Consider the following 11,367-nt stretch of genomic DNA (forward strand, 5'->3'; position numbering starts at 1 on the left):
GCCAAGCACAGGGTTGGTCGGTGACGATCAGTTGATTCGCATCAACTGACGCGAACGCGTGACAGGGATAATTGTCTGAAATCTATATCGCTTCCATGCCTTGGCGTTTGTCGTCTTCGGCAATGGGGTGATGCGGGCCGAATCGATTCGTCGAATATCATGTGCGTTCAACGTATTGGAACGCCTTTTGGGTAATCAGCAGTGTCTTCCGATCAGGATATTTTGTCATCTGACGAACTGGAGTACATCCGTCAGCTCTATGCCGAGACCGATTCGGAATCGGACGAAGAGGTGGGCGGTTGGTTGCGCGTTCCCCAAGACGCCGCCGGTCTCCTGGATGCGTTTTCGGAGAGTCCGCGTATCGAGCTGCAGGCCGGCTGGAAGGGGCATCGTCTGCGGTTTCCGCTCAAATTGGGCAATCGTGTCGGAAACGGCGAGTTGACGTTGGATATCGGCGTCCCCGAAATCCTGGAGGGCGGCGAGCGTTCGCGCAGCTGGCGCGTTCCTCCACGCGAGGAGATACGGATTCGCGACAGCAGCGGTCTTCTGGGTCAGCCGCGAGTGGTCAATCTGTCCTATACGGGGATGGCGATCGAACAGCGCGCGGATCAATTGCCGACCATCGAGGGACAGCTGCAGGATCTTGAGCTCATTTTGCCGGGGCAGGTCGAATACGTGCGTCTGCTCGGCTATGTGGTACGTCATAGCCAGCTCGATGACGAGCGCGTCCAGTTGGGGATTCGTTTTGATCCATTGGAAGACAACGCGCGCGAGATACTCGGACGTTACATCTTGAGTCGCCACAAGGAATTGCAGCAGGCGGAGGACGGCGAGCCGGTTGGCTGCGAGGTTGGTTGAGGGGGCTCAGCCGAGTGACTCCTCGATCACGGCGCGGATCTCGCGTTCCTGGCGCTCGATGCTGCGCACCAGCGCGAATTGCACCCGCGCCTTGAGCAGATTTCGCCCCCGTTCATCCACCCGGAAGTAGCGATCCCCTTCCAAGTGATCAGTCAGAAAGCGCAGGCCCAGCTCGAACGGTACCACTCGGACGGCCTCATACAGCAGGCCCACCTCTTCCCGCTGCAACAGATGTCCAGACCCCTCGGCATAGCCGGCCAGGATTCCCGCACAGATCCCTAGATCGAATTCGGCCGTTTCCGCCTTGCGCATCCCCTCGCCGCATCGGTTGCAGCATGAGCGCAGACAGTCGCCCAGGTCGTGATGGACCAGTCCAGGTTGAACCGTATCCAGGTCGATCAGCGCGACGGCCGCGCGTTCGTCGGCCGAGAACAGGATGTTGTCGAGCTTGGGGTCGCCGTGCGTGATGCGCGTCGGTAGCTGGCCCTGATCGCGCGCCTGCTCTAACGCATTGGCCAGCTCACGCCGCTCCGCGACGAACGTGCATGCCTCTTCGAGATCGACGTCGGGCGGGATGTCGGGCCGAAGGTCCGAGACTTCCGTGAAGCGTCTGAGATAGCCCGGCGTGTCATGGAAGCCGGGGAGCGAGATGCCGAGCCGCTCCGTCGGCAGCTCGGACAGGGCTCGGTGGAAGCCTCCGAGGATGCGTCCGACCTCTGCTGCTTGATCTGGATGCGCGATCCGGCTCAACGTGCGTGTCCCGGCGATGAGCTCCATCAGCCGCCAGACGTGGCCATTCCCATCCCTGACGAAAGGCAGTCCGCCTCGGGCGAGGATGAGTGTGGGCACGCGGGGTGCCGTGGCCCCGCGCTCGCGCAGAAAATCGGAGAGCATCAGCAGATTCGCCATGATCTGCTCGGGTCGTGGGAATACGGCACCATTGATCCGTTGCAGGACATAGCTCAGTCCGCCCGCATCGAGTCTGAAGGTGTCGTTGATGAGTCCTTGGCCCAAGGGCGTGGGCGTATCGATAGGGGCAGAAATGTCGAACTCGGCGGCGATGGCGCGCAGCGACGTCCCGTCGTGGCGGATCGCGCCGCCGTTCTCCGACTGATTCTGCATGGTCGATCGTCCCGATGGGTTGGACATGAGGTGCTGGCGCCCGGCGCGACCCTTCTTGGTGTCAATAGGAACGGCGTACCTCCAGCACCTCGGGGATCTGCTGGAGCTTGGCGATCAGGCGGTCCAATTGCACCATGTCCTGGATCTCGGCCGTGAAGCGCATGGAGGCGGTGTCGGTGCTCCGTTCCGAATGGGTGTTGACCCCGATGACGTCGATGTCCTCGTCGGAGAAGGTCGATGAGATGTCGCGCAGAAGCCCCTTGCGGTCGCCCGCAATGACGAGTAGGTCGACCGGATAGGCGGCCTTGGCGGGTTGGTCCGCCCAGCGGACCTGGATCAATCGCTCGGCCTCGTCGGAGGCCAAATGGAGCAGATTGGAACAGGTCCGGCGATGGATGGTGACGCCCCGGCCTCGGGTGACGAAGCCCACGATCTCGTCGTAGGGCACCGGCTTGCAGCATTGGGCCATCTGGGTCATGAGGTCGTCGACACCCTCCACGACGATCGCGCTACTGGAGTGGGGCGTCTTGTGCTTCGGCGGCGCCTTGAGCTTGGGTTCGCTGTCCTTGGGCTCTTCCGCCTTGGGTTCGCCGACCTGGCGTGCCACCTGGCCGACCGCGAGGTCGCCGCGTCCGATCGCGGCCAGCAGATCGTCGCCGCGCTTGAAGTTGAACTTGGGTGCGAGATCGTCCGGGTGCGGCTTCTCGACGATCCCCAGCCGCGCGATCTCGCGCTCCAGGGCGATGCGACCCTCGTGCAGGTCGTGCTCCAGGTTCTGCTGCTTGAACCACTGGCGCACCCGGTTGCGTGCCCGGGCCGTGGTGAGATAGCCGTGGTGCGGGCTCAGCCAGTCGCGGCTGGGGGCGGCGTTTTTCTGGGTCAGAATCTCGACCGTATCGCCGCTGTTGAGCGCATGATTGAGCGGAACGATACGTTCGTTGACCCGTGCCCCTCGGCAGCGGTTGCCGACCTCGGAATGGATGGCGTAGGCGAAGTCGAGCGCCGTCGCGCCTCTGGGCAGCTCGATCACCTTGGATTGAGGCGTGAGCACATAGATGTGCACCGGCTCGAACTCGGCCTTGAAGCGCTCCAGAAAATCGCTGGAGTCGTCGTTCTCGTTCTTGAGTTCCAGCCAATTGCGCATCCAGACCAGTCGGCGCTGGAACTCGGCATCGTGACCTTTGGCTTCCTTGTAGGCCCAGTGTGCGGCGACACCGAACTCGGAGTGACGGTGCATCTCGTGGGTGCGGATCTGCACCTCCAGCGACTTGTCCTCCGGGCCGATCACCGCCGTGTGCAGCGAGCGGTACATGTTGCCCTTGGGTGTGGCGATGTAGTCGTCGAACTCCTTGGGAATGTGCTTCCAGAGTCCGTGCACCACGCCGAGCGCGGCGTAGCAGTCGGCAACCGTCTCCACCATGATGCGCACGGCGCGCAGATCGAAGATCTCCGCGATGTCCACGCCCTTGCGCCGCATCTTCTTCCAGATGCTGTAGATGTGTTTGGGACGGCCTGTGATCTCGGCCTCGATGCCCGCCTCCTCGAAGGTCTTGCGCAGCGTCTGCATGACCGTCGCGATGTACTGCTCGCGCTCCTCGCGCCGTTCGGCGATCAGTTTGGCGATGCGTTTGTATTCGTCCGGCTGCAGATAGCGCAGCGACAGGTCCTCAAGCTCCCACTTGATCTGCCAGATACCGAGACGGTTGGCCAGCGGCGCGTAGACTCGTTGGGTGTCGCGGGCGATCTTGGTGCGGTGTTCGGGTTCCAGATCCTTGATGGCGCGCATCAGATGAACGCGCTCGGCCAGCACCACCAGCACCACGCGCACGTCCTCGGCGATGCCGAGCAGGAGCCGGCGCAGATTCTCTTCGTGCTGAGGCTGATCCTTGGCGGCGATGATGGCGTCGACGTTGGCGATCTGCCCGATCCGCGCCAGATCGCCGACCATGTGGGCGACGTTCTGGCCGAATTGCTCTTCCAGGTGGGCTTCGGTCAGGCCGGTCTGGTTGAGGCAGCCGTTGAGGAGTGCGGCGACCAGCGTTTCGTAGTCCATGCGCAGCCCGGCCAGGATGTCGGCCGTGGAGAGGACGTGCCGCACCTGGGTCTCGCCGGTCTCGATGCGGTGACCGCTTCGGCAACGCGCGAGCGCCTCGCAGGCCAGTGCGATCTGCTTGTGCTCTTCGTCCGGATAGTGGCTCGTCAGGGTGTCGAGCCAATGGCGCATCGCCGTTGCGTCGTCGGTATCCTGATCGGGAAGGTTGTAGACGGGTTTAACCATGATGGATCGCCTCCAGAGGCGCGGCCCGCGTCGGCCTGATGGCGTGCGCGGGCCCTTGTCCGAGTGCGGAAGGGGCGGTTCAGTCCAGAACGAGGCTAACCAGTCCGTCCGCGAGTTTGGGTTCGAACCAGGTGGATTTCGGGGGCATCACATGCCCTGCATCGGCCACCGCCATGAGGTCGTCCATGCTGGTTGGGTGGAGCGCGAGCGCGATCGCCATCTCGCCCGAATCGACGCGCCTGACCAGCTCGCCCAGTCCTCGGATTCCGCCGACGAATTCGATGCGATCGTCGCGTCGCGGATCCTCGATACCGAGCATGGGGCCGATCAGATGGTTCTGTAACAGGCTGACGTCGAGGCGAGCGACCGGGTCGTCGGTTGGGATTAGGCGCGGGTCGAGCGTCAGGCGATACCAGCGGCTGTCCAGATAGAGGCCGAACTCCCCAGGTTGGGCTGGCTTGACCGGCTCGGCGCTCGGCTCGACCTGGAAGCTCGCGGCGAGCTGCTCCAGCAGGTGTTCCGGCTCCTGTCCGTTGAGATCGCGGATGACCCGGTTGTAGTCCAGGATTCGCATCTGGTCGTGCGGGAAGATGACCGACAGAAAACCCGTATCCGAGGAACGTGACGCGGCGACACGCGAGGCGGCGGCGGAACGGTGGTGTCCGTCGGCGATATAGAGCGCGTCGAGCGCCTCGAAGGCGTCGGTCAGTTGCGCGATGAGCGCCGGGTCGGTCAAGGTCCATAGTTCGTGCCGTACCCCATCGGTCGCGGTGACATCCACCTCCGGCTTGGTGGCCCCGACCTGAGCGAGCAGGTCGTCGATGGCCGACGTCGCCCGATAGACGAGAAAGACCGGTCCGGTCTGTGCCGATAGTGCCTCGATCTGGCGCACCCGGTCGTCCTCTTTGGCCGGACGGGTGAACTCGTGCTTCTTGATACGTCCGGCGTCGTAGGCGGCGACCGAGGCCGAGGCGACCAGGCCGATCTGGCGATGCTCGCCCATGGTGAGCCGATAGACGGAATAGCAGGGCGCGGCGTCGCGGACGAGCACCCCGGCGTCGAGCATGCGGTCGAGATTCTCGCGGGCCTTGGCGTAGACCTCGGGCGCATAGGGATCCGTGCCCTCGGGCAGATCCACCTCGGCGCGCGAGATATGCAGGAAGCTCCAGGGCCGGCCCTCCACCATGCGTCGTGCCTCGGCCGCGCTCATGACGTCGTAGGGCGGGGCGGCGACCTCGGCGGCGCGTTCGGGTGCGGGTCTCAGGCCGGCGAAGGGTGTGATCAGTGACATGAGCGGTCTCGCTGGGTGGGTGGCTGCGGACTGGGCTGGTTGCTGTCGTGGAGCGTACGGGGCACGGGTGTGCCGGTTTCGGCAGGGGCGCCGAGCGCGCTCATGGTAGCAGCAAGGTCGGAATTGTGCGCAACCCAGTGACCTGATCCATTGATCCGGTCCATTGACCCTATACTGTCCCCATTCACCCCCATCGAGTTCCCGGTTTCCCTGCATGAACGACAGCAGTTATCTGAAGGATCTGATCCTATTGCGTAACGATCCGGCCAAGGTCGAGACCATCCGTGCGGCGGCCGAGCGCGGCGAGGTGGACGCCCTCTACGCCATGGGACTCATCTGCGCCGAGGGGCGCGGGGTGGGCGTCGATCTGGCCCAGGCGCACTACTGGCTGTCCCTGGCGATCGAGCGCGGCGATCGGGATGCCGTGCGTCTGCGCGAGATCGTCGGCAGTCAGATGAGCGATGATGAATATGCCGTGGCCAAGCGGTTGCGTGCGGCCGGCGCCTCGGGTCTGCTGTCGTCCGATCGGCGGCATTGAGGGCTGGATCGATGGGGATCGTATGACCAGGCTCGTCGTGGCCGAGAAGCCTAGCGTCGCCCGCGACATCGCGCGGGTGCTCGGTGCCAGCCGCAAGGGCGATGGATTCCTCGAAGGCAACGGCTATCGGGTGACCTGGGCCTTGGGGCATCTGATCCATTTCGCCGAGCCGGACGCCTATGGCGATGTCTGGTCCGGACGCTGGTCGCTGGATCAGCTGCCGATGATCCCGGAGCGCTGGAGGCTCGTGGTCGGCAAGTCGACGGCCAAGCAGTTCAAGCTGGTCAAGTCGCTGATCAACGCGCCCGAGACCGAGCGCATCGTCTGCGCGACCGATGCCGGGCGCGAGGGCGAACATATCTTCCGGCTCATCTACGAGCATGCGCGCTGTCGCAAGCCGTTCGATCGGCTCTGGGTCTCCAGCCTGACCGACGAGGCGATCCGCGCCGGGTTCGCGGCGCTTCAACCAGGCGCCGTCTTCGATCCGCTCGCTGCCGCTGCGCGTGCCCGCGCCCAGGCGGACTGGCTGGTCGGCATGAACCTGACCCGCGCCTACACGGTGCACAACCGGGTGCTTTGCACCATCGGTCGGGTCCAGACCCCGACCCTGGCCATGATCGTGGCGCGCGACGCCGAGATCGCCAGCTTCACCAAGGCCTATTTCTACGAACTGGTCGCCCACTTCGCCGAAGGCTTCGATGCCCGCTATGCCGAACAGGGCGAGACCCGAATCGACGAGAAGGAACGGGCCGAGCGACTGCTGCGCGAGCTGAGCCCGAACGAGACCGGGACCGTCAGCAAGGTCGAGAAGAAGGTCCGGCGCAACCGTCCGCCGCCGCTCTACGATCTGACCAATCTGCAGCGCGATGCCAACCGCCGTTTCGGCTTCACTGCCGCCCAGGTCCTAGAGCACGCCCAAGCGCTCTATGAGACCCACAAGCTCATCAGCTATCCGCGCACCGAGAGTCGCCACATCTCGGAGGACATGCTGCCGCAGTTGCCCGGAATCCTGCGCAACCTGGAGCACCCGCTGGCCGCCGAGGCGCTCCAGCGGCTGGAGTCGGGTCATCGGCTCGGCAAGGCCTATGTGGATCGCACCAAACTGACCGATCATCACGCCATCCTACCGACCGGCAAGGTGCCGCCCGCGACGCTGCCGGCGCACCTGCGGCGGATCTACGATCTGGTCGGACCCGCTTCGTCGCGGTCTTTTTGCCCGACCAGCAGGTGGAGGAAACGCGGGTCGAGATTCTCATCGGCGACGCGACCTTCCTGGCGCGCGGCGCGCTGGTCCTGGATCCGGGATGGAAGCGGGCGGAGATGAGGCCGGAGCGTCATGCTCGGACCGAATCGGCGGAGGCCGACTCCGAGGAGGGAGGTGCCAAGGCGCCCCTCCCGCCGCTGGAGCCGGGGCAGGTGCTGCGCGTGCTGGGTCTGGAGGTGGTCGAGAAGGAGACCAAGCCGCCGAAGCCGTTCGATGACGCAACCCTGCTGGCGTCGATGAAAAATGCCGGGCGGACGATCGAGGACGACGCACTGGCCTCGGTCATGGCGGACTCCGGTCTGGGAACCCCGGCGACCCGCGCCGAAACCATCGAGAAGCTCATCCGTACCGGCTATGTGGAGCGTCAGCGCAAACAGATCCGCGCCACGCCGAAGGGCCAGGCGCTGATCCCCCTGGTCGCCGCTCCGCTGCGCAGTCCCGAGCTGACCGCCCAATGGGAGCGGCGCCTCAAGGAGATCGAGCTGGGGCGAGAGGCGGCGAGCGACTTCGGTCGCGACATCGAGTCCTTCGTGCGCGAACTGGTCCCGGTGATCGGCCAAGGGCCGGCGCTGAGTCCGGAGCAGATGGATGCGGTACGTCAGGGGGCACCGTCGCGCCAGCGTGGCGGTCGGCGCGGTGCCAAGGGGGCCGCCAAGACCGGTCAGTCGCGCTCGGCCGGATTGGGCCAATGCCCGATCTGCAAGCAGGGCGAGATCACCGAGAGTGCGCGGGCCTATGGCTGCAGCCGCTATCGCTCGGGCTGTGGTTTCACCATCTGGCGGCAGGTGGCGGGCGTGACCCTGTCCGAGGAGCAGATGCGCGCACTGATCGAACGCGGCTGTACGGATCGGATCGATGGCTTTCGTTCCAAGGCCGGGCGATCCTTTGCCGCTGTGCTGCGTCTCGACGGCACTGGCAAGGTGGTCATGGATTTCGAGACCGGGAAGTCCGCCGTCCCCGACGCCGCGCAGGCTCTCTCGGAGGCGGCTGCGGAGCCCGGGCCGACCGCGCCAGGTCTGGGCCGGCATCCCTTGCCGTGTCCCAAATGCGGCCAGGGTCAGATCATCGAGGGGCGGCGCGGCTATGGGTGCAATCGCTATCGCGAGGGCTGCGACTTCGTGGTCTGGAAACGGGTCGAGGATCTGGTGCTGTCCGAGCCCATGCTGCGCGAACTGGTCTCTCGCAGCGAGACGGCTCCGATTGTCCTTCCGTGTGATGCGGAGGGCGGCGGTCGTCGCATGGTGCGGCTGAGGCTCGATGAGCAGTGGCGGACCCTGGTCGAACCGGTCGCGGATCGGGCGCCCTGAGGCATGAGGCCGCAAGGCCTCGCTCTGGGGTGCACCAGCGTCTCAGGCGCTCGCTCGGCTCTGCGCCGTCTCGAGTGCCTGACGGTAGACCTCTGCGTACATCTGGATCACGCGGTCGAGATCGAAGCGCGGACGGATCTTCAGCGCGATGGCGCGCTTGTGCGCCTGGAGTGCGCCGTCGGTGGCCAGCTCGGCGATCTGGCGCGCGGTTGCGCCGACGGGAATCCGTCCATCCGAGATGTCGACCAGCGCTCCGGCGACCTCGCCCCGTTCGTCGGTGAGCATCTCGGCGATCTCGCCGATGTCGCTTGCGATCATGGGGCGCCCGGTCATGAGACATTCGATCAGGGTCAGCGGGAAGCTCTCGCCCCCGAAGGTCGTCAGGAGCAATCCGGCGTCGGCCGAGGCATAGTAGTCCACCGCGTTTTTGACGAATCCCAACAGATGCACGAACTCGGGCAGTGCCTCATGCCGGAGGCTGTCGTGGAGCGGACCGTCGCCGAGCAGCAGCAGCTGGATGTCCCGACCGGAGAGGGCGCGCGCCTCGGTCACGGCCTGGATGGACTCGTGCCAGCCCTTCTCGGGGATGGCGCGACTTGCGACACAGAGAACGAACGCCGCCTCGTCGATGCCGAGCGCGCGGCGGGAGACAGGCCGAATCTCTGGCATGGCCATACCGTTGGGAATCTTGAAGAAGCGGTCGTGACGATAGAACCCCTGAGCCTTGAAGGGCGCGACGTTCTTGTCCGAGATATAGATCCAGGCCGCGACCTCGGAGTCCAGGGTCTCGAGCGCGTTCTCGAACATGTTGGGTTTCATGATGTCGTACATGCCGTGCATGGTGACGACGTGCGCGGCCGAGTCGCCGGGGCGTTTCTGCGACACGAAGAACTGATCGACGCTGGCATGATGGGTGTGAACCACCTCGATCCCGAATGCCTCGACGATGTCCTCGCTCTCAAGAAAACGGGTGCTCAATTCGACGACGGGAATGTCCGCTCGGAGCATGTCGCGAACCAGCACATTCGGGGGTTCGCCCCGGAAGTCGAAGAAGGTGACCGCGTATCCCTGATCCGCCAGCGCATTGGCGAGTCGAATCGGAAAGATCTCTCCGCCGCCGGAGGCGAAGGCGAATGCGGCGATCAGAACATTGGGCCGCCGCCTGCTGGCGGAGGTCCACACCTCCTTGAGGTCATAGAAATGGCGCAGCTCCTTTCCCTGAGCGGCGAGCGTCCCCGCCTGCTGGGCGAAGAAACGTTCGATGTAGGCGTGATGCGCCTCCAACGTTGCCCGAGGTACCCTATAGAGACGCGCGATTTCGCGTGCGACCTGGGCATGTTCCTCGTAATAGACGGGTGTGTTGTAGGTTCGCGCCGACGAATTTCCGGTGTGGAACCGATAGTAGTTCCGCACGTCTGCCGAATAGGCGATCTTGCCCCCACGAATGGCATGCAGATAGAAGATCCAGTCCCCGCAGATTCGCATATCTAGCCAATCGTTCTCTGCGAGCATTCCATTGAGATCGAATTTTCTGAATACCGCCGAGCTGACATTCGGAATGCTGTTCTTGCGTCCGAGAAAATCGGCGACCTCACGATGCGCCGTTTCCACATAGTTGAATTTCCAGCGGGTTCGTGAAAGCTCGTCGAGATAGTCGTCGAAGCGGAATTCGCTGGGCGTTCCATTTTCGGTGACGAAGACCGAATGGGCGTAGGCGAGTTTAACCGCGTCGTCCATGAAATAGGGGATCAGCGTTTCCAGAAAATGGGGGTCGCAATAGTCGTCGCTTTCGGCGATCCAGACGAGATCCGTGTCGGCCGTTTCGATTGCGAGCTTCCATTGGCGAAAGACGCTTCCCGAATTGGTCGTGTTGAAGCGCCGAGTGGTGATCGTTGGATAGCGCTCGGCGTATTCGTCCAGAATTGCCCGGCTGTCGTCGGTGGAGGCGTCGTCGAGAAGAATGACCTGGAAGTGACGATAGGTCTGGCGATAGATGCTATCCAGTCGCTGGCGCAGGAAAGAGGCGTGATTGTAATTGGTGACGGCGACGGTGACCTTGGGCGTGAACTCCGCCGTATTGGATAGATGGCGTGTCGCTGGCTGAAATGCGACCCGATTGTTGCGATGGAATAGCCGGTAGCCATCCGCCATGCGGTCGAGAATGAAACGCCTGAGTCGCTGCTTGGCGGGGAAGGCAAGCGGTAGAATGCGCCAAGCGTGTCGGGTTATGCGCGCGATGCCACCATGTCTTCCAAAGACTGAGTTCATAGACTGGTTCATACGGATGGATTCAGGGCGATAGGGTCATTCGGTTCGCGCAGGCCCGTCGATGCGAAAAGCCAGTCGATCGATTCATGTCGATCATAACGGATGGCTTGGGATGGGTTATCTGAAAGTGGACGCGCGTCATGATCTTCCACTGGCCGGCGAGCCGCGAAGATGAATAAATCGAGACAATCCGCATGCTGGCAATCCAACCCCTTTCATTTCGAGGGTGAGTCCTGCATGAGCCGGCGTAGCGGGCGCCCGAGGCGATGCATGAAACGTCAGGCTGTCGCAGTGTTCGGGTTCAGAACGCCAAAATTCCTATCATAAGGCCCATGGTATAGTGGCTGGCCCTTGGTTCCTTCGCCCGTTGTGGCGCGAATGGCAAACCGTTCATGGAGCGTTCGCGAGCACGAGCGGGTTGGAGCGCAAGGCTCGACATCG

Annotated in this window: 7 protein-coding genes and 1 pseudogene; 4 read left to right on the forward strand and 4 right to left on the reverse strand. The window is 63.8% G+C overall.

Going from position 1 to position 11,367, the window contains the following annotated elements:
• The first annotated feature begins 222 nt into the window (after positions 1 to 222).
• The gene (locus ACFSJC_RS19295; protein ID WP_386028831.1) at positions 223 to 858 is read left to right on the forward strand and encodes a PilZ domain-containing protein; all 636 of its coding nucleotides are present in this window, start codon (positions 223 to 225) and stop codon (positions 856 to 858) included.
• 6 nt (positions 859 to 864) lie between these two features.
• Here ACFSJC_RS19295 and ACFSJC_RS19300 read toward each other — a convergent pair whose 3' ends face one another.
• The 3 genes from ACFSJC_RS19300 to ACFSJC_RS19310 all read right to left on the reverse strand — a co-directional run bounded on the left by ACFSJC_RS19300 (position 865) and on the right by ACFSJC_RS19310 (position 5,549).
• On the reverse strand, positions 865 to 1,980 hold the full coding sequence (locus ACFSJC_RS19300) for a phosphotransferase enzyme family protein (protein WP_386028832.1): 1,116 nt from the start codon (positions 1,978 to 1,980) through the stop codon (positions 865 to 867).
• Between the two features lie 61 nt (positions 1,981 to 2,041).
• Positions 2,042 to 4,258 (reverse strand): RelA/SpoT family protein, encoded by a 2,217-nt coding sequence (locus ACFSJC_RS19305; protein ID WP_386028834.1) that lies wholly within the window; start codon positions 4,256 to 4,258, stop codon positions 2,042 to 2,044.
• 79 nt (positions 4,259 to 4,337) lie between these two features.
• Positions 4,338 to 5,549 carry a DUF1015 domain-containing protein gene (locus ACFSJC_RS19310; protein ID WP_386028836.1) on the reverse strand — a complete coding sequence of 404 codons (1,212 nt, stop codon included), beginning with the start codon at positions 5,547 to 5,549 and terminating at the stop codon, positions 4,338 to 4,340.
• A 214-nt stretch (positions 5,550 to 5,763) separates the two neighbouring features.
• Between ACFSJC_RS19310 and ACFSJC_RS19315 the strand changes: the two genes are divergently transcribed.
• The 3 genes and pseudogenes from ACFSJC_RS19315 to ACFSJC_RS19325 all read left to right on the forward strand — a co-directional run bounded on the left by ACFSJC_RS19315 (position 5,764) and on the right by ACFSJC_RS19325 (position 8,658).
• Complete coding sequence (locus tag ACFSJC_RS19315; RefSeq protein WP_386028838.1) at positions 5,764 to 6,087, forward strand: sel1 repeat family protein; 324 nt, start codon at positions 5,764 to 5,766, stop codon at positions 6,085 to 6,087.
• A 22-nt stretch (positions 6,088 to 6,109) separates the two neighbouring features.
• Positions 6,110 to 7,800: pseudogene (locus ACFSJC_RS19320) on the forward strand (DNA topoisomerase 3); the annotation flags it as partial.
• 366 nt (positions 7,801 to 8,166) lie between these two features.
• The gene (locus ACFSJC_RS19325) at positions 8,167 to 8,658 is read left to right on the forward strand and encodes a topoisomerase C-terminal repeat-containing protein (protein ID WP_386029015.1); all 492 of its coding nucleotides are present in this window, start codon (positions 8,167 to 8,169) and stop codon (positions 8,656 to 8,658) included.
• 42 nt (positions 8,659 to 8,700) lie between these two features.
• Here the strand turns inward: ACFSJC_RS19325 and ACFSJC_RS19330 are convergent, their stop codons facing one another.
• The gene (locus ACFSJC_RS19330) at positions 8,701 to 10,926 is read right to left on the reverse strand and encodes a glycosyltransferase (protein WP_386028840.1); all 2,226 of its coding nucleotides are present in this window, start codon (positions 10,924 to 10,926) and stop codon (positions 8,701 to 8,703) included.
• Positions 10,927 to 11,367: the final 441 nt, after the last annotated feature.

The sequence above is a fragment of the Thiorhodococcus fuscus genome (genome assembly GCF_042682685.1).
GTDB lineage: Bacteria > Pseudomonadota > Gammaproteobacteria > Chromatiales > Chromatiaceae > Imhoffiella > Imhoffiella fuscus.

Excerpts from the sequence above, each read along its gene's own strand:
- ACFSJC_RS19300 (WP_386028832.1), bottom strand. The coding sequence starts at position 1,980 with ATGCAGAATCAGTCGGAGAACGGCGGCGCGATCCGCCACGACGGGACG.
- ACFSJC_RS19305 (WP_386028834.1), bottom strand. The coding sequence starts at position 4,258 with ATGGTTAAACCCGTCTACAACCTTCCCGATCAGGATACCGACGACGCA.
- ACFSJC_RS19310 (WP_386028836.1), bottom strand. The coding sequence starts at position 5,549 with ATGTCACTGATCACACCCTTCGCCGGCCTGAGACCCGCACCCGAACGC.
- ACFSJC_RS19315 (WP_386028838.1), top strand. The coding sequence starts at position 5,764 with ATGAACGACAGCAGTTATCTGAAGGATCTGATCCTATTGCGTAACGAT.
- ACFSJC_RS19325 (WP_386029015.1), top strand. The coding sequence starts at position 8,167 with ATGCGCGCACTGATCGAACGCGGCTGTACGGATCGGATCGATGGCTTT.
- ACFSJC_RS19330 (WP_386028840.1), bottom strand. The coding sequence starts at position 10,926 with ATGAACTCAGTCTTTGGAAGACATGGTGGCATCGCGCGCATAACCCGA.